The sequence below is a fragment of the Agrobacterium sp. A3-95 genome, assembly GCF_053521785.1.
On sequence record NZ_JBNWDR010000006.1, the window covers coordinates 1 to 17,754 of the forward strand.

The following is a 17,754-nucleotide window of genomic DNA, read 5'->3' on the forward strand; positions in this document are numbered from 1 at the left end:
GATTGTTTGAGCCAGTGTCGCATTTCTAACTGGCTGGCAGAGCGACAGATGACATTTTAACTTTGCACGATTCGCGACATTTCAACCTTGCCGCCACATTGTGTGTAGCTGGGTACATTCCAACCGTTCAGGCGTGCCGCACTCTGCGTTCAGGCGCGCGATGACAACCTCTACTACCAAGATAACGGCGCTTTGCCGGCTTGCAATATCCGACCATCTCAGACGTTGTAGCCCTCCAAAAGATCGCCAATGGCAGACATTACCTTTCTGTTTTCAGCGCCCTTCGGCGGCGTATCGACAGCGACTTGATTTCAACATAGCAATGACGCCTGATCCAATTTCGAGATAGCTTGTTCAATGCGTGACAGCGACAAAACACGGCGGCGTCTCGTCGATGCCCTTCGCCCGCTGGCCGAGCGCGACACGCGCTTGATGCTCGAAAACGAAGATCCACCGTTCATCTCGGCCTTCGTCGCCCGTCACCGGGAAACCATTTCCGAGCTCAGCATGCCCGCCGCCGGCCTCGTCATTGTCATCGAAGGCCGCAAAGAAGTGCTGTGGGGCGCGGAACGCAATATTTACCACGCCGGCGACGCCTTCGTGCTGCCGGCCGGTGCGGAGGTTGATGTTGTCAATGAACCAGATGCCGACACTGGCGTCTATCGCGCCCTCTTCGTCCGCTTCTCTCGCACCCTGGTCATTGAGGCGGCACGCCTTTGGCCGCAACTCACCAAGCGCGACATACCCCTCGGCTCGCCCATCACGATCAGTCCGACGCTCTGCTCGGCAATCATCCATAGTGGCGAGGCGCTGGCGGGTGCGCTCGACCTTTCCCGGCGCGTCGTAGATCACCGTGTTCTCGAGGTTCTGCTTATCCTGGCCGAACAGGGTGCGCTGCCATTGATGCCCAAATATGTCGACCGCTCAGTCACAGACGCCGTGCGCCTCCTGATCCGCCACCGGCTCGATCACGCGTGGTCAACCGCCGCGGTCGCTGCGTCCCTGTCGATGTCAGAGGCCACCCTGCGGCGGCGACTACGGGACGAAAACCACTCACTACGCGCGCTGCTGCTCACCGAAAGAATGCATGCCGCTTACCTCATACTCTCGGATCGGGATGCCGATGTCGCCGACGCAATAGCCGCTACCGGCTACGCCTCGCGTTCACACTTCTCGCGGCACTTCCAGGATGCCTTCGGACAGGCTCCTTCGACCGTTCGCAGGACACGTAAAAAACCATTAGCCTGACCGCTTCAGGCTCATTGCTGATCAGATCGGGCCCACCCGCACTGGCATCGTTCCCTATGCTCGACTGAAATCAAACAGGCGAGACGAGATGAACAGGAATAAAAGAAGCATATGCGCCGCCATTGTGGCCGCCGCATTTTCTGCGACAGCGCCCATGGCCGCGGACTCCACGCTGTCCGTAAAGATCGAAGGGCTTGACGGTTCTGGCCGGTTCTCAGATTCCGCCGCCTTCTGCCCGCCCGGAAAAGGGGAGAAGGACGTGAGCCCGGGGGTCTCATGGTCGGCAGGCCCAGAGGGTACCAGATCTTATGTGTTACTGATGACCGATCCGGACGTACCATTCGATTTTAGCCTCATCAATAAACCTGGCACCACGATTCCAGACGACGCGCCGCGGATCAACGTTTTCCACTGGGTTTTGGCCGATATTCCCGCCGGCATCATATCCATCGGCGAAGGTACGGAAAGCGAGGGTCTCGTGCTGGGCGGCAAGCCGGTCGGATTGACACCACACGGACTGCGCGGCGCCAATGTCTATACGAGTTTTCTGGCCAAAACTGATGGCATGGCAGGCACCTATGGTGGTTACGACGGCCCCTGCCCGCCCATAAACGATCAGCGCGTTCATCACTACATCCTTGAAGTGGTCGCGCTCGACGTTGCGACACTGGGCCTTTCCGGGCCGTTCACTGGCGAAGACGTGGAAAAAGCCATGGCTGGCCACATCCTTGCAAGCGGCAAGGCGACAGCGAGATATTCATTGAACCCGAGCCTGATCCCCGCCGCCACGGCGAAGTAGATCACAATCCCGAAAGGTTCAGACACACCATGGCACCGATAAATGTTTCGTCCTTACCCGTCTTCAATCGGGATGCATCCGGCTACGACGCCCTTCGGCGCGGCCTTATTCCCTGTTTCGATACGTTTTACGGGACAGCACTCGACTTGATCGACGACTGGCGGGACGCCGAGAAACTGCGTGTACTCGATCTTGGCGCTGGCACTGGCCTTTTCACGGCAATGCTGCTGGCCCGCCACCCCGATGCCCAGATCCACCTCGTCGATGCCTCCGAAAAGATGCTCGAGCAGGCCCGGCAACGCTTCGATGGCAATCCGGCCATTACCTATGCCGTGGCCGACATGTCAGATACCGAACTCGGCGGTCCGTGGGATCTCATCATCTCAGCGCTGGCGATCCATCATCTGGAAGACGCCGCGAAAAAGCATCTCTTCGGTGAAATTCGGAGCGCCTTGTCGGAGGGTGGCCTGTTCGTCAACGCCGAGCAGGTCCTCGGCCATGATTGCGAGGTAGAGGCCCGTTACGCCCGTATCTGGCTGCAACAGGTCAGGAGGCTGGGCGTACCCGAAGAGGAAATCACCAAAGCGCTCGAGCGGATGTCCCACGATCGTTGCTCCCCTATCGAGAACCAGTTGCAATGGATGCACGATACGGGATTTTCCGAGGTGGACTGCAGCTTCAAAGCATGGCGTTTCGCGGTGCTCAGTGGTCGGCGTCAGGGCGAGCCGCAAGCCACTACGAGCTTTTGAGATAGCAGCAAGACCTGGCATCAGCGGTTTATGAGATCTGCAGGGGTTCTATAACGGGCCCTTGGCAGTTTACAGTTCCAATGATGACTTATGGTGGGTTCTGCAGTGCAGTTGCATCTTCCAGAGGGTAAAGCGGCACTGAAGGGGCTGTGCCGGGCGCAATTGGCGCTGTCATGATGCATCATCTGAGAAAACGCAGTCACACTCATTGATAACCTGCGCACCATCGGCAACCACCAATCGTCCTCTTCGGCCGGGTGTTGGCAAGGCAGCCAAAGGCCGCCTCGCCGAGGCTTGTCAATTACCGGATCTCATCGCAAGGGCAAATAACCTGGCCTGCCGATCGGCGAACGCGCGCGGGTTGGCTGGTTTGTCCCCGTCAAGGATGCGGGCTTCGTCAAGCAAAAGCCACGCAGCATCCTCGCGAAACGCCTGATCGTCCATTGAAGCAATGTTTTTCACAAGTTCGCTCTGCCCATTGATCTCCAGGATCGGCTTCGACGTTGTTTGCAACCGCCCGGCGCCTTTCAGGAGTTTTTCGAGTTGGCGGTCGGGGCCATAATCCGACGCGACAAGGCAGACCGCACTTTCGGTCAACCGATCAGAAATACGCACGTCAGCAACCTCCTCACCGAGGGCGCTTCGCGCGAAATCGATGAAGGCTCCGACCTCGGGAGAAGCTTGCCGGCCAGCCTCATCAGCGTCCCCCTCCCCGGCAACAGTGTTCAGATCGGCAAGACCTTGGGTGACAGATTTAAATGGCTTGCCTTCAAAATCTGGCACATTGGTCGGCCAAAAGTTATCGACGCCATCTGTAAGCAGGAGGACTTCGATCCCTTTGGCCCGGAAACCCTCAAGGTGCGGCGACGATTTCAGCTGGTCCAGAGTGGAGCCGCTAATATAGTAGATCGCCGATTGTCCTTCCTTCATCGTGGCCAGGTAGTCAGCCAGGCTGCGTGTCGCCTCGCCCGATGCGGTGCTGCGGAAGCGTGCCAGCTTCAGCAACTGTGAGCGCCGTTCGAAGTCCTCGTAGATGCCTTCCTTGAGAATAGCCCCGAACATATCCCAGAACTTGGCAAAGGTCTCGCCGTCGTGCTCGGCCATCTTCTCCAGCGCGGAAAGGATCCGGCTCGTCACGCCCTTTTTGATGGCCGCGAGGACCGGACTTTCCTGGATCATCTCACGGGAGATGTTGAGCGGCAGATCCGAAGTATCAACGATGCCACGGACGAAGCGCAGATAGCGCGGTAGCAGTTCGGCATCATCGGTTATGAAGACGCGCTTCACATAGAGCTTCATCCGACCATGTCGGTCCGGATCAAACACATCGAATGGCTGAGAACCGGGTATGAAGGCAAGAGTCGTATATTCGTGTCGGCCCTCAGCGCGGAAATGGACGTTACTCAGCGGCTCGTCGTACTGGCCTGAAACGCTCCGATAGAAATCGACATAATCCTGCTTGGATATTTCGTTCTTCTGCTTGATCCAGAGCGCTGCACCATCAGATACCTGTGAGGGCTCGGCACCCTCCTTCTCGACCAGACGGATAGGTACGGGGACGTGGCCGGACTGGTTTCGAATGATCTCCTCCACCGTCCATTTGCTCGTATATTTCTTTGCATCTTCCAAGAGATGTAACACGACGCGAGTACCGCGTGTCGGTGCTTGTCCCGGATCGACCGCAACAATGTCATAGCTTCCTTTGCCGTCGGATGACCATTTCCAGGCCTCGTCCTTGCCGGCGCGGCGCGAGATTACTTCGACCCGGTGAGCGACCATGAACGATGAATAGAAGCCGACGCCGAACTGGCCGATCAGTTGCGCTTTCTCTCCAGCTTTGGCCGCCTCAAGCCGATCCATGAATGCTTTTGTCCCCGAGCGCGCGATCGTACCGAGCGCGTCGATCATCTCGTCGCGGTCCATGCCAATGCCGCTGTCTTCGACAACGAGTGTCTGCGCCTCTTCATTGAGCGTCACGAGAATTCCCGGCTGGATCCCATCGGCCGAGAGTTGCGGCTTGGAAATCGACTCATACCGCAGCTTTTCGCAAGCATCCGCCGCGTTCGAGATCAATTCGCGGAGGAATACATCTTTGTCCGAGTAGACCGAATGCACCATCATGTGCAGAAGTCGGCTGACATCGGCTTCGAATACGTGTTGCTCGGGCTGGCGCTCTTGTACGGTCGTCATTGATACCTCCATTGCACATAAATCGCCGGTCAAATGGTTTTTCCAGAGTCATATTTCAAGCGCTATCTACCGCTTGCGCCAGCGTTCCTGGATCGTCTTTCGACTAGATTGTTTCCGATTTTCAGTTTCCGTGAGCCTTTGAGATTGCGCCAACAACCTCCGCGCAAATAGTGCTGCGAAAAAGATGACATTCGGTAGCTTTTTACCGGTAAGTCAGCAGAGATATAACCGTTACCGACCGAAACTCCGGCGCAATGATGACTGGACACTCACGCGGTCCATAAATTCCCCCCTCAACTTCTGAGGTCTTGACCGCTTCATCGCCCAGCAACTCGATACAAAGTTGTTTGCTGGTGTCCTCGTTGAAATGGCGAACAGCACCGATAACCTCGCCGTTCCTGACAACGGGTGTCTGCCCCATCCTATCGGTCCACATTGCAGATGCGGTAAAGCTAGATATCGCTGCGCGCAGAGCCGTTGGGCCGCAAATTCGTCTTTAAGCCCTGCCCGGCCATTGTCCGACAGGGTCAGAAATCGAAGCGCGGGAGATGTGCAAGACAGACATTCAAACACGGCGGCTTCCAGACACTCGATGCCTGACGCATCGCCGACATGTCACCAACCTCGATCTTTCCACCACTGTGAGCCTTAGAAATATCGAAATTGCCGCTTCTTCTTCAGCGCCCGCGCCCAGAACCCGCACGCCCTCCAGATAAACCCTTCAGTTCCGCAGCCATGGAGAGTGAAGGCACCATAGCCGGTCGGACCGGTCATTGCGCTGACCTGGCGGCGCGTGGCGGGAATAAAGATCCCCGCCACATGCCGCCCTGATGATCCATCAGAAAACTTTCGTCAATGAAACGGCGAACGTGCGTCCGCGTCCCTTGTAGTCGAACACGGCTTCATTGGCCAAAGCCCCATAAAGCGCGTTGGCGCGCGCGCCCCATATGGTTGTGTAATCCTTGTCGAACAGGTTCATCACGCCGAAGCGAAGCGTTGTGTCCTGCGCTTCGAAGCGATAGGCACCGGTTAGATCGAACAGGGTGTAACCATCAATCTTCCGGCTGTCGTCGTCGCTGAGATTGAAGGCATGCTGCCCGGCCAGCTTGATGTTGAAGTTATCTTTCGTCCAGCCAATATAACTGCCGAGCTTGGAAACACTGGCGGTACCGATGCTTTCCTTCTCCCAGTTACCGTCAGACTTGATTTCCGACTTCACCCAGTGACCGGATGCGCCAACATCAAACCCGTAATCCAGTGTCGCGCTGGCGCTGGCCTCTAGACCATAGACACGTCGCTCACGATCAACGACATCAACAGCCAGGGTCGTGCGGTTCAACTCGATGGATCGGTTGGAGAGCGAGTAATATGCCGCGGTCTGGAAGCTGAAGCTATCGTCATTGAAACGATAACCGACTTCAAAAGAGTTGGTCTTGATCGCCTCGAGTGCGGAGTCGGCAACATTGACGCTATCCAGGAGGACGTAACGGCCTCCGACAAGCCTATAGCTCCCGATCCCGTAATATTTTGCCGGGTCAGGAAGCTCGAAACCCTGGCCGAAATTGGCATAGATTTGCTGCGTATCGGTCAGCTCATAGGTCGCGCCGGCGTTAAACAGAGCCGCATCGTAGCTGACTTCCCCGCCGGGAATGGGATCCACAGAGGAGCCGACCCGGTTGAGAACGGCGACCTGCTGTGCCGCGCCGGCGAAGCTCGATACGTCGGTGGTGACATATTGATAACGCACACCACCGTTGACCGTCAGCCGGTCCGTCGCCTCATAAGATCCCTGGATGAAACCGGCCAGGGTCGAGACATCGATGTCGGGATAAAGCCCGGTAATGCCGCGTGTCCTGAAGTCCATCGCACCGGTCGTCGCGACTGTCAGGAAATCGAACACGTTCTGTTTGGAACTCAGCGAATCCCGGTCGGCGTCGATGCCATATGTCACCTTAAGCCCGTCCAGCGGCTCCGAGATCATCGCTGCCTTCAGGCTATAGTAATCGGTATCCTGCGAGCTGCCGCCGAAATAGACGAAGGGGGAGAAAATCGCACTACCGGGAAACGGGTGGAACCGGATTTCTTCCCGCCGGAAACTGCCCTGCAGAAGCAGTTCCTGCCCCAGGAAATCATTGTCGGTGTAAGTCGCGTTTACCATGGAACGGCGCGTGCGGGGGTCGAAATCCGATCGGTATCCGTCCCGCGTTTCAACCAGGTTGGAATTGCGGATCCCGGCAAGGCCTGCGCCAAGATAAAGCCCGAACGGCGAATCCTGGGCGCTGTCATAAAACTGGCCGGACACCTCAAGGCGCCTGTCGTCATCGATCTGCAAACCGACAGTTCCCATGAAATCGATGCGCTTGTTGAATGCTGTGGAAGTCTGGGTAATATCGGGGGTGAGCATCGTGCCGGAGCCATCGTAAAAGGCTCCCGTCTGGTTGCCCGCGATGGAGAAACGCGCATCCCAGTTTTCGCTGTTATAGGTCACGGCACCTGCACCGTTGCGGTCAAGGTCACGGGTACGGCCAAAGCCACTGCCAAGGCCCGCCGTCACTTCACCGCGCAAACCGTCCGGCGCATCTTTCCCCTTCTTCGTGATGATGTTGATGACACCACCTGTTGCATTGCCGCCGTAGATTGCCGTCGCGCCAGACAGAACCTCGACACGCTCGACATTGAACGGATCGATTGAATCGAATTGGCGGCTCAGGGAGCGCGCCGAGTTCATCGAAACACCATCGATGAGAATGAGGGCCGTGCGTCCCCGCAAGTTCTGGCCATAGGCTGTGCGCGCACCTTCGCTGGCGGGGTCGAAACTTGGAACTCTCTCAGCAAGAATCTGCTGAAGCGACTTGCCTGAACGGGCTTCGGCCTCGATGGCCTGTGCATCAACGACATAAATCGTTCGCGCCGTCCGCGAGATTTGCTGGGGTATACGGTTGCCACTTACAACGATCGGCTCCAGCACCGTAGAACCGTTGTCTGACTGCGCGTTCTGAGACGTATCCTGCGCCTGAACGGCGTCGTTGCCGCCCCCGATTGCGACGACGATAGCCACAAGACTAACGCCGACATTCCACTTTCCGATCATGTCGCCCCCAATGCGCAAAAAATATCTTCCAAGTCGTCCCTCGGAAAATACAAGACTGTTTTGATCATGTTTTATGCGCTATGAAACCGCCGGGCTTGGATGGGAACGAACCCGATTTGGATAGATGCGAACATCAACAGCAAAGACAGGTTTGATTTTTCATGGAAGTTGTCCGCCCCCTGAAACTTGGAACCCTCTCGCTACCTGATCCAGAAAGCAGACTGGTCTGCCGCACAATCCTCCTGGACATGTTGGGAGAAGCAACAATCACCGTTGAAGACGGTGATCTGGCGGGGGTCACCGGCCTTGTCTGGAAACACGAAAACCTTTCTCTCGCAACCGTTTACCTGCCCAAAACACCCTTGCGGCTGACAGCTCATGGGATCGGCAGGCCTGATATCGCGATGTTGCGTGCAACTGACGGAACCTTGATTGTCCATCATCGCAAGCACACTTTCGAACTGGAACCCCGTGATGTCATCATCCTTCCCACGGATATGGCATCGGAAATTATTTTGCCGGAAGGCGGGCGCCTCGACTGCGCCCATCTTCCCCATGCCGCCCTCACCCTTGCACGAAAGTCGATCGACCGGATCTTGTTGCGGCCCTTTTCAGCAGAATGCCTGCCATTGCAGTTGTTGACCCACTATGCAGGATATCTTCTTCAACAGGACCATCAGGACAAAGAGCATGCCACCATGATGGTGGCGCACTTCTACTCCCTGCTTCCCGTTCTCGCCCGATATGGGAACGAGGTTGCGCCTTCGGCAGTTCCGCAAAACCGCATTGAAGCGATCAAGGCGATGGTTGAGGAAAATCTTGCCGACGGTGCGTTTTCGATCGCTGATGTGGCACGCACCGAAGGCATCACACCGCGCGCGATCCAGAAACTTTTCAGTCGGACAGGCACGACCTTTTCGCGCTACGTGCTGGAGCGGCGGCTGGTGCTCGCCAAGAGCCTGATTCTTGCCGAGAACACCGCAACTCCGATCAGCCAGATCGTCTACAGCGTCGGTTTCAACGACCTGTCATATTTCAATCGCACCTTCCGCAGTCGCTACGGAATACGCCCGACAGACCTGCGCCGCATGACGGCGCCTGACGAGGCAAAAAACATGTGAGGAATTAAGCCGTCTCGTGACACCGCTGCAAAGCGTCACTCCGGCCGCTTGTCATCATCGCCGTAACGACGCGCCTGAACCGCGTCCGATCCTTCCAAGGAACCAGACGGAAAGTCCCATTCCGACAAGCGAAAGAACTGTTGCCGTCGAAAACAGCGCCGAATAACCCATCCGGTCGGCAACCAGGCCGGCTGCGGATGCACCAACCATGTAGACGACCAGTTCGGCACAGGTGAGAATGGTAAAATCCGTTCCTGGCTGATCGTCCGAAGAGTTCTTCATGAAGAATGAATAGATGGCGACCAGCTCCATGTAGCGGATCAGCGTCTGGAATGCCGAGGCCGACATCGCCACCCACATGCCGGGCCAGACGCCGGACGCATTCAGCGTGAAGGCGAGGAAGCACAAGCTTCTGAGGCCACCCAGCAGGATAAGCGTTGTCGTCAGGCCAACCTTGCGGATAATGGAGGCAGCGATACCCACGCCGATCAGGCCCGCAGTTGCCGCCGCTCCGCCAGAGAGGTAACCGATCCAGTCAGCCGGGACCTTGCTGTCAACCAGATAGGTGCCTTCCATCCCGCGCACGAGACCTTCGCTCGCCCGGTATGTCAGCGCAAATCCGAGGATCAGCCAGGCACTCGGACGGCGGAAGAAACCAGCAAGGCTTGCGCGCTTTTTTTCTTTGCCAACCGTGGGCGCTTCCGGCTGCATCGCCAGGGCTGCAAGAAGGGGCAGCAACGACAGCGCGGCTACCAGCAGTATCATCGTGCGCCATCCAGCGACATGAAACACCACCAGTGCCGCCGTCCCGCCAACGATTACGCCCAGCGCTACGGCACCCGCCTGCACGGCATTCCCCAGCGAGCGCGTCTTGTCGGTCAGGCATCTTACGGCGTAGCCGTCGGTTGCAATATCCTGGATTGAGGAGACAAGCGTGATCGATATGCAGATTGCAAAAAGGACCGTGGCATCGCTCGGATCCACCAGCGTCATGGAAGCGATACCGGCGCTGACGAGAAGCTGGGTCGGCACAACCCAGCCGCGGCGATGGCCAAGCTTGGGTAACGGAGACCATCGATCCACCAACGGTGCGACCGCAAATTTCAGGATGAGCGGCAGCATCAGCAACGAAAACAGCCCGATAGACGTGCGCGACGCCCCACTCTCACGCATGATCGGCGGCAGGGCCACCAAAAGAAAATACGTTGGTATCCCCTGAGCGAGGTAAAGACCGCCCAGCACATACATCAACCGCCGCTCGAACGTCGAAGTCGAAACGGTGTCGCCAGGAATCGCGTCGTCGATTTGGGCCATTGCAAGAACCGAATTCATGAGCCCGGAACACCACAGACCCAGGTAAGGTTTTCAGCGCTTCAAACGCCGGTCTGTCCCGGAGCGTAAACAGGAGTATTTTTTAATCGTCTTTATCTCACCGGCAAGCAAATGCTTGGATATGGGCGAACCCGAATAGGACAATTGCGAACAGCCGCTCGATGCGACAGAGCTGAAGCAACAAATGCAACGGCCGGCTGCCACCCCCCTCGCAAGACTGGTTCAGGGAAATGGAGATGCCAGTTTTGTTGTGAGCGAAGAGGCCGACATATCGAAGCGGCGGTGATACGATAAAAACCGATTGCAGCCTGAGGGATCGATAATATCTCGGCGCGACCACCCCTTAAATGGACTTAACCGGCACTCCTCCAATGACAGACTTGGCTCTTATGCGCGCGGCCTTTCGGTAGGCCCGGGGCGTGAGTCCCATCTCCATCCTGAAATAGCGATTGAAGTTCGAAAGGTTGTTGAAGCCCGCCTCGAAACAGATATCGGTGATCGATATTTCGGTCTCCGCGAGAAGGGTTCTTGCTCGCCAGACGCGGACGGATCGGCTGTAGTCAGAAAAGTTCATGCCGGTTAGACGCCGAAAGGCACGCGAGAAGGCGGACGGCTCGAAACCAACCATCGCAGCCACTTCATGCATCTGCGCACCAGGATCCGATTGCAGGATCTGGATTGCCTGGTCGATCCGGCGGTGCCTGCGGTCCGACACCTGGTTATAGACCGCTATGAAGTGTTCGCTGGCGAGCAACCTCTTTTCGGTGGCCGCTTCGATTGCCTCCAGTATCTCTAAAAACAGCCCGAGCCCACCACGGTGTCCCACCGCGTGAAGCTCGAGAATCTTCGCTCCAATCAAGAGCGCGTCGGCGCCCAGAACCTCGATCCCCCGTTGGGCCAGAGGCTTCAGCCGGTGGAGCACTTCAAATTCAGGGCATACTGCGCGAATACCGATCAGGGCATCCGCGTCGAATTGCAGGACCATGTCTCGGCCTGGCAAAGCCGGTGCACCGGGTGTGATCCAGTTGTGCGGCAGATTTGTCCCGGTGAGCACCAGATGCCCAGGCCGAAACGGGCCGATATAGTCCCCCACATAAGCAAATCCTGAAGCGTCAGGGATGAAGTGAATCTCCCATTCGGGATGATAGTTCCAGATGCAGATCGGATTGGGATAGTCGTCCCTCCGGATCAGATAGGAAGCGCCTCCGGGTAAGACGATCTGCTCGCGCGTGGCGGTGAAAGTCTCAGAGACTGTTTGAGGAAAGTCTGATGCAATAGGCATTCAATTGCTCATGTTACAGCGCACAAATGTCAATATAATACCAGTTCTGTGACGGAGGCAAACTAGTACGCGCCCGTCGCTTGCGTAAATGTGGGCTGGTCGATGGCAAGGGAGTTGCCATTCAGGGAGGACATCATGACACTCAACGCTCTCCGCGCCGGTTGCGCGGTTATCGCCATATTTGCAGCATCCAGCGCTTTTGCCGCCGCACAATGCACCAGCGACGTGCGTGTCCTGGCGCAGCCGCGCGACGGACTGACCCTTCTCGAAAAATATGTCGATGAGTTCGAAGAGCTCTCCGGCGCAGGCTTCGAGATCAGTTATCTCAACGAGAACGATCGCCGCGCGAAGTCGCAGGCCGACGCCTCGACGGTCGGAAGCTTCAACGTGTATTATGTTGATGAAGCCAATCTGGCGCTTTTTGCCTCGTCTGGCTGGATCGTCCCGCTTGATGGCTTTTATCCATCCGAATACGACTACAAAGATTTTGACGCCGGTATGCGCGCAGCTGCGACCTATGACGGCAAAGAGTGGTTTGCACCGGTGCAGGGCGGCGGCGACCTGATGGTCTATCGCACCGACCTCCTGGAAAAGGCAGGCATCGCGCCGCCGAAGACCTGGGACGAATATTTCGCAGCCGTGCAGAAGCTGCATGATCCGGCCAACGGCGTCTACGGCACTGCGCTTCGCGGACAGCGCGGTTCAGGCGCCAACGTCTGGCGCTGGATGCCGTTCTTCAAAGCAAACGGTGGCGAGTGGTTCAAGGACGGCAAGCCGGCCTTCAATTCGGATGCCGCGGTAAAGGCGACCGAAACCTATCTCGAACTCTTCAAATATTCGGCGCCGGGCACGCAGACCGGCTCTTGGGACGAGTCCACCGGCGCCTTCCGCTCCGGCAAGGTGGCGATCATCATCGAATCCGCACCCCTTGGCGGCATGTCCGTCGACAAGGCACAGAGCCAGGTTGCAGACAAGGTTGCGTTCTCCGTTCCGCCGTCGCCGCTGCCGGGGGCCGGTTACGCCCATGGTTTTGCAATCGCGTCCAAGGCCAACAAGACAGATGAGGAAAAGGCCTGTGCCGGTCTCTTTGTTGCCTGGGCAACATCCAAGGAACAGGAAGCCCGCCGCCTCGCCGCCGGCCAGCCGGGCGAGTTGACGCGCACAAGCACCTATCAGAGCCCGGAATACGCCAAGACCTTTGGCCAGAACCTTGCCGACGCCATGGCGGCGACCGGTCAAAAGACCACAGTCACCTTCTGGCAGGATCCGCGCTGGCAGGAATTGGGCAACCAGTGGGGCATCATGCTGGAAGAGCTGATCACCGGTAGCCGCACTGACATCAAGGCGACGCTGAACGACCTAGAAGCCTTCGCAGCCAAACTCTGACGCCTCCCAAGCCGTCTGACGGGCGCGTCTGATGACGCGCCCCCTTTTCCCAATCCGAGGATCTGCCATGCGCCGAGGCCGCTCGCTGCCTTACGTCTTTCTTGGGCCCAGTTTGGGTATCCTGATCATTCTGGCGCTCGTGCCGACGATCTACGCTATCAATATATCCCTGCAGAACCGGACCCTTTCGGCACCCGATGCAGACTATGTCTGGTTAGCCAATTATCTGGCGCTGTTTTCGGATGCCCGTTTCCTGAACGCGCTCTGGGTATCTTTCAAGTGGGAGGTCATCAGCGTCTCGTTGACCATGGTGACGGGGGTTGCGCTCGGGATTGCCATGTTCGAGGCAGCGAGCCCCCGTATGCGCAACGTCCTCTGCGTGCTCTTCATCATTCCCGTTCTCCTGCCACGCGTGTGCGCCGCTTTTGTGTGGAAGTTCGCCTTTCATCCGCTCTACGGCGCGCTGACCTGGCCGGTCAGGGAGCTCACCGGCATCACGCCCGACATTCTGTCGACGCCGCTCGGCGCCCTGCTTGCTGTTGCTTTCGTCGATGTCTGGCAATGGGGCTTGTTCTTTTCAGTGATCATCTTGAAGCTTCTCGAATCCCTGCCGCCTCAGCCGCTGGAAGCCGCACGCATAGATCGGGCGACCCGCTTCGAAATCCATCGTTTCGTGACCCTGCCGATGCTGAAAGCACCCTTGATCAGTCTGCTGCTGGTCAAGGCGATCGAGAGTCTTCGCTCCTTCGACCTCGTTTACGTCATGACGCGCGGCGGTCCCGGCATCTCAACCGAGACGCTTGACATGTATGCCTATTCCCAAGGCTTCATAGAAGCCGGCAAGATCTCCTATGCGTCCTCCATGGCCGTCATCATGATGGTCCTGACCATCGTCACCTTTACCTTTACCTGGAAGAGGCTGAACCGATGAAGATATCCACCTTTCTGCTCAGGCTTTTGTTGGTTCTTGCCGCTGCACTTGTCGTGCTGCCACTCCTATGGACCCTGCTAAACGCCTTCAAGACCAATGCCGATCTGCTGGTGTCAACACCAAAGCTTATCTTCCAGCCTGTCTTCGACAATATGAGTTATGTGCTCAATCGCCGCTCGGTGGCGCGCGCACTTACCAATTCGTTGATCATCTGCTCGAGTGCGGTCGTGCTTGGCGCCGTGCTCGGTGTACCGGCGGCCTATGTGATTGCCCGGTTCAAGAACAGGATCACGGCGGAGGCGCAGTTCTTCGTTCTGTCACTGCGCTTTCTGCCGCCCGTCGCGATCGCTATTCCCATGCTGGTCATCTGGCTCGGTCTTGATCTCTATGACACCCGGCTGTCGTTGATCGTGACCTATCTCATTGTGACAGCCTCGATCACTATCTGGCTTTCCGTGCCGGCTTTCGAGCGTGTCAGCCTTCACGTTGAAGAAGCTGCCCGGGTGGATGGGCTTGGCCCTTATGCGACCTTCTTCCGCATCGCCCTGCCGATTGCCCGTTTCCAGGTCTTCGGCGCCATTGCCTTCTCCTTCGTCCTTGTCTGGAACGAGTTCCTGCTTGCCATGATGCTCACGACCTCGAAGGCAAAGACCCTGCCGATCATCGCGTCCGAGATGTCGCAGCTCGGCATGAATGTGCCATGGGGTATTCTGAACGCCGCCGTCGTCCTGTTGTCGCTGCCACCTCTGATCCTGCTCGGAGTGCTTGCCGGTGGCCTCAACGCCGCATTTTCCAAGAAAACTGACCAAGGTTGACTGACCCATGAAAGCACTTGTCCTCGAACATGTCGGCGAACTTTCCCTGCGCGATATCGAAATTCCTCAAGAGTTGGGGCCGGATGACGTTCGCATTCGTATCCATACTGTTGGCGTCTGCGGCAGCGACGTGCACTATTACACCCATGGTCGCATCGGTGACTTCGTCGTGAACGCGCCCATGGTTCTCGGCCACGAGGCAGCAGGAACCGTCACCGAGACCGGCGCCAACGTCACCCATCTGAAGCCCGGCGACCGCGTCTGCATGGAACCGGGCATCCCCGATCCGAAATCGCGTGCGTCGCGGCTCGGCCTCTACAATGTTGATCCTGCCGTGACATTCTGGGCAACGCCGCCGGTGCACGGCGTCTTGTGCCCGGAGACAGTCCATCCGGCAAGTTTCACCTACAAGCTGCCTGACAATGTCTCCTTCGCGGAAGGCGCGATGGTTGAACCATTTGCCGTGGGCATGCAGGCGGCCGCGCGGGCGAAGATCACGCCCGGCGATACGGCGGTTGTTACCGGCTGCGGCACCATCGGCATCATGGTGGCACTGGCCGCCCTTGCCGGCGGCTGCTCGCGAGTGCTGATCTCGGACATTTCCGCAACAAAGCTTAAACTGGCCGAAAGTTATGGCGGCATCACTGGTATCAACCTCAAGGAGGTCGATCTCATTGAGACCGTCAACGAGGCGACAGAAGGCTGGGGAGCCGATATCGTCTTTGAATGCTCCGGCGCACCGGCCGCGGTCCGTGATCTCTTCAAGGTCGTGCGCCCGGGCGGAACAGTCGTTATCGTCGGTCTGCCGCCCGAACCCGTCGCGGTAGACCTTGCGGCGGCCTGCTTCCGCGAATGCCGTATTGAAACGGTTTTCCGCTACGCCAACGTGTTTGACCGTGCCCTGGCGCTGATCGCCGCAGGCAAGGTCGACCTGAAGCCATTGGTTTCCGGCACCTATGCCTTTGATCAATCGATCAAGGCCTTCGAAAGGGCGGCCGAAGGCCGGCCGCAGGACGTAAAGCTGCAGATCGTCGTGGACGGGGAGACGAAGTGATGGCCACTGTTGAGTGCCGGGGGATCAGGAAAGTCTATGGTTCGCTTGAGGTCATGCGGGATTTTGACCTGAAGATCGACAACCACGAATTCGTCGTCTTTCTCGGCCCGTCAGGCTGCGGAAAATCCACCATGCTGCGGATGATTGCCGGGCTTGAAGAGATTTCAGGCGGGGATCTGCTCATCGGTGGCGAGCGGATGAACGATCGCGATCCGGGTGACCGGGGCATCGCGATGGTGTTCCAGAACTACGCGCTTTACCCCCATATGAGCGTGCGGGACAATATCACTTTCGGTCTCGAGAGGGCCGGAATAGGAAAAGCCGCGATCGATCAGCGCCTGGCGCCTGTGGTCGACGCGCTCGGTCTTGGCGTCTATCTTGCGCGCAAGCCGACGGAACTGTCCGGCGGACAGCAGCAGCGTGTGGCCATCGCCCGCGCCATGATCAAGACCCCGGAGGTCTTCCTGTTTGACGAACCGCTTTCCAACCTTGATGCCAAGCTGCGCGGCAGCCTGCGGGTCGAGATCGCGCGCCTCCACCGCGACCTGAAAACGACAAGCATATATGTCACTCACGACCAGCTCGAAGCCATGACGCTTGCCGACCGTATTGTCCTGATGAAGGACGGCCGTATTGAGCAGATGGGCACGCCCGAAGAAATTTATCAGGCGCCTCGGACAGTGTTTGCTGCCGGCTTCATCGGCACACCGAACATGAATTTCCTTCGGTTGCAGATGACGCAGGAGTGGCTCGGCGACAATCTTGTCAGGTTTACAGCTCCGGCAGGCCTCCGTTCCGGTGAGGTTACCGTTGGAATTCGGCCCGGATCATTTCGCATAAACCAGGATGCTCAAGCCTTTCGCGGCACCGTAGAGCGGAACGAGTTCCACGGTGAGACACGTCTGATCTGCCTGAAAAACGACCGCCACGAGATCAATATTTCTGTTCCTGCGGACATAAGACCCGCCATCGGCGAGGTGCTTGGTGTTGAAGTGGCATCGTCCGACCTACACGTGTTTGATCCCGGCACGGGACTGAGGTTGATTTAAACCCACTCAGGTGGGACCTTCAATCACGTCGCGCAGGGCAACTGGACGCCTACAATCCGCCTGGCCTTTTGCGGATGGCCTGTGACCGGGGCCGCAAAACGTCCTTTAATCCTGGTAGGGTCGGTTACCCTGAAGAGACGGGCAGCGCCAAGCATTCGCGGACGAGCAATTCATTGGGATATTGAAAGAGCAGTATAGCGGCTGATATCAGCCGTAAACACGCAATATGCAGGCTGCGATTTATGACCGAACGGTTGTCATACCGAGCGGCCTTACCAGTGAGGTCGGCAAGCATGACCTAAATTTCTCGGGCGGTGAAAGACGGCCAATTGCCATGGCAAGAACCTTATTCTGGTCCTGCTCTTATTTTCCTTACTGAGGCCAGCCCAGCGTGAAACGACGGAACCGACAGCCCGTGCCGGCGACGTCACTATAACCGCGATCACCCATCGTACAGCATTAATCACTATGAAGGATCAAGTGATCAACTGAGGCGGCAGAGAGATGAGACCGCAGCAAAAATGCGGGCGGGCATGCACGAAATGGATCGGCGGATGTACTGCCCGCTGTTGATGTATTCACGCCATCAAAAGAGCAAACGAAATATTCAGTTGAACTCTCGTGGGAGTTTCAATCCGGCGGCGCTTGAAATCATCGTCGCTGTCCGTTTCGGACACATCCTGACAACGGATCAGCATCCCCCGATT

At 57.5% G+C, this 17,754-nt stretch carries 13 protein-coding genes and 1 pseudogene; 9 read left to right on the forward strand and 5 right to left on the reverse strand.

Going from position 1 to position 17,754, the window contains the following annotated elements; genetic code table 11:
* Positions 1 to 357: 357 nt before the first annotated feature.
* From ACQZ5Y_RS16285 to ACQZ5Y_RS16295, 3 genes are all read left to right on the forward strand, one after another.
* The gene (locus ACQZ5Y_RS16285) at positions 358 to 1,248 is read left to right on the forward strand and encodes a helix-turn-helix domain-containing protein (RefSeq protein ID WP_174051514.1); all 891 of its coding nucleotides are present in this window, start codon (positions 358 to 360) and stop codon (positions 1,246 to 1,248) included.
* A 154-nt stretch (positions 1,249 to 1,402) separates the two neighbouring features.
* Positions 1,403 to 2,047, forward strand: a complete 645-nt coding sequence (locus tag ACQZ5Y_RS16290; RefSeq protein WP_236763172.1) for a YbhB/YbcL family Raf kinase inhibitor-like protein — start codon at positions 1,403 to 1,405, stop codon at positions 2,045 to 2,047.
* Between the two features lie 29 nt (positions 2,048 to 2,076).
* Entirely contained in the window at positions 2,077 to 2,796 is a 720-nt protein-coding gene (locus tag ACQZ5Y_RS16295) for a class I SAM-dependent methyltransferase (protein WP_003516926.1), read from the forward strand.
* A gap of 297 nt (positions 2,797 to 3,093) precedes the next feature.
* Here the strand turns inward: ACQZ5Y_RS16295 and htpG are convergent, their stop codons facing one another.
* The 3 genes and pseudogenes from htpG to ACQZ5Y_RS16310 form a co-directional block, all read right to left on the reverse strand.
* Positions 3,094 to 4,986, reverse strand: coding sequence for a molecular chaperone HtpG (gene htpG / locus ACQZ5Y_RS16300; protein ID WP_174051510.1), 1,893 nt, complete (start codon positions 4,984 to 4,986; stop codon positions 3,094 to 3,096).
* Between the two features lie 237 nt (positions 4,987 to 5,223).
* A pseudogene (locus tag ACQZ5Y_RS16305) lies at positions 5,224 to 5,380 on the reverse strand (DUF4172 domain-containing protein); the annotation flags it as partial.
* A 444-nt stretch (positions 5,381 to 5,824) separates the two neighbouring features.
* Positions 5,825 to 8,077 (reverse strand): TonB-dependent receptor, encoded by a 2,253-nt coding sequence (locus ACQZ5Y_RS16310; protein WP_174051508.1) that lies wholly within the window; start codon positions 8,075 to 8,077, stop codon positions 5,825 to 5,827.
* Between the two features lie 161 nt (positions 8,078 to 8,238).
* Between ACQZ5Y_RS16310 and rhrA the strand changes: the two genes are divergently transcribed.
* Entirely contained in the window at positions 8,239 to 9,198 is a 960-nt protein-coding gene (rhrA, locus tag ACQZ5Y_RS16315) for a rhizobactin biosynthesis transcriptional regulator RhrA (RefSeq protein ID WP_174051506.1), read from the forward strand.
* 54 nt (positions 9,199 to 9,252) lie between these two features.
* Here the strand turns inward: rhrA and ACQZ5Y_RS16320 are convergent, their stop codons facing one another.
* The gene (locus tag ACQZ5Y_RS16320) at positions 9,253 to 10,512 is read right to left on the reverse strand and encodes a RhtX/FptX family siderophore transporter (RefSeq protein WP_065660667.1); all 1,260 of its coding nucleotides are present in this window, start codon (positions 10,510 to 10,512) and stop codon (positions 9,253 to 9,255) included.
* A gap of 361 nt (positions 10,513 to 10,873) precedes the next feature.
* Positions 10,874 to 11,812, reverse strand: coding sequence for an AraC family transcriptional regulator (locus tag ACQZ5Y_RS16325; RefSeq protein WP_013637579.1), 939 nt, complete (start codon positions 11,810 to 11,812; stop codon positions 10,874 to 10,876).
* A 135-nt stretch (positions 11,813 to 11,947) separates the two neighbouring features.
* Between ACQZ5Y_RS16325 and ACQZ5Y_RS16330 the strand changes: the two genes are divergently transcribed.
* The 5 genes from ACQZ5Y_RS16330 to ACQZ5Y_RS16350 all read left to right on the forward strand — a co-directional run bounded on the left by ACQZ5Y_RS16330 (position 11,948) and on the right by ACQZ5Y_RS16350 (position 17,047).
* Positions 11,948 to 13,198: an ABC transporter substrate-binding protein gene (locus ACQZ5Y_RS16330; RefSeq protein ID WP_013637578.1), complete on the forward strand. Its 1,251-nt coding sequence runs from the start codon at positions 11,948 to 11,950 to the stop codon at positions 13,196 to 13,198.
* A gap of 67 nt (positions 13,199 to 13,265) precedes the next feature.
* On the forward strand, positions 13,266 to 14,129 hold the full coding sequence (locus tag ACQZ5Y_RS16335) for a carbohydrate ABC transporter permease (protein ID WP_003516941.1): 864 nt from the start codon (positions 13,266 to 13,268) through the stop codon (positions 14,127 to 14,129).
* Positions 14,126 to 14,944, forward strand: a complete 819-nt coding sequence (locus ACQZ5Y_RS16340) for a carbohydrate ABC transporter permease (protein ID WP_003516943.1) — start codon at positions 14,126 to 14,128, stop codon at positions 14,942 to 14,944. Before ACQZ5Y_RS16335 ends, ACQZ5Y_RS16340 begins: the two co-directional genes overlap by 4 nt.
* Positions 14,945 to 14,951: 7 nt before the next feature.
* Positions 14,952 to 15,998, forward strand: a complete 1,047-nt coding sequence (locus tag ACQZ5Y_RS16345; RefSeq protein ID WP_111802808.1) for an NAD(P)-dependent alcohol dehydrogenase — start codon at positions 14,952 to 14,954, stop codon at positions 15,996 to 15,998.
* The gene (locus tag ACQZ5Y_RS16350; RefSeq protein ID WP_141194255.1) at positions 15,998 to 17,047 is read left to right on the forward strand and encodes an ABC transporter ATP-binding protein; all 1,050 of its coding nucleotides are present in this window, start codon (positions 15,998 to 16,000) and stop codon (positions 17,045 to 17,047) included. The genes ACQZ5Y_RS16345 and ACQZ5Y_RS16350 overlap by 1 nt, the downstream gene beginning before the upstream one ends.
* Positions 17,048 to 17,754 lie beyond the last annotated feature (707 nt).

Coding starts and splice junctions, on each gene's coding strand:
- ACQZ5Y_RS16310 (WP_174051508.1), bottom strand. CDS start 8,077: ATGATCGGAAAGTGGAATGTCGGCGTTAGTCTTGTGGCTATCGTCGTC.
- ACQZ5Y_RS16340 (WP_003516943.1), top strand. CDS start 14,126: ATGAAGATATCCACCTTTCTGCTCAGGCTTTTGTTGGTTCTTGCCGCT.
- ACQZ5Y_RS16290 (WP_236763172.1), top strand. CDS start 1,403: ATGGCCGCGGACTCCACGCTGTCCGTAAAGATCGAAGGGCTTGACGGT.
- ACQZ5Y_RS16335 (WP_003516941.1), top strand. CDS start 13,266: ATGCGCCGAGGCCGCTCGCTGCCTTACGTCTTTCTTGGGCCCAGTTTG.
- ACQZ5Y_RS16285 (WP_174051514.1), top strand. CDS start 358: ATGCGTGACAGCGACAAAACACGGCGGCGTCTCGTCGATGCCCTTCGC.
- ACQZ5Y_RS16325 (WP_013637579.1), bottom strand. CDS start 11,812: ATGCCTATTGCATCAGACTTTCCTCAAACAGTCTCTGAGACTTTCACC.
- ACQZ5Y_RS16345 (WP_111802808.1), top strand. CDS start 14,952: ATGAAAGCACTTGTCCTCGAACATGTCGGCGAACTTTCCCTGCGCGAT.
- ACQZ5Y_RS16350 (WP_141194255.1), top strand. CDS start 15,998: ATGGCCACTGTTGAGTGCCGGGGGATCAGGAAAGTCTATGGTTCGCTT.
- htpG (WP_174051510.1), bottom strand. CDS start 4,986: ATGACGACCGTACAAGAGCGCCAGCCCGAGCAACACGTATTCGAAGCC.
- ACQZ5Y_RS16295 (WP_003516926.1), top strand. CDS start 2,077: ATGGCACCGATAAATGTTTCGTCCTTACCCGTCTTCAATCGGGATGCA.
- ACQZ5Y_RS16330 (WP_013637578.1), top strand. CDS start 11,948: ATGACACTCAACGCTCTCCGCGCCGGTTGCGCGGTTATCGCCATATTT.
- rhrA (WP_174051506.1), top strand. CDS start 8,239: ATGGAAGTTGTCCGCCCCCTGAAACTTGGAACCCTCTCGCTACCTGAT.
- ACQZ5Y_RS16320 (WP_065660667.1), bottom strand. CDS start 10,512: ATGGCCCAAATCGACGACGCGATTCCTGGCGACACCGTTTCGACTTCG.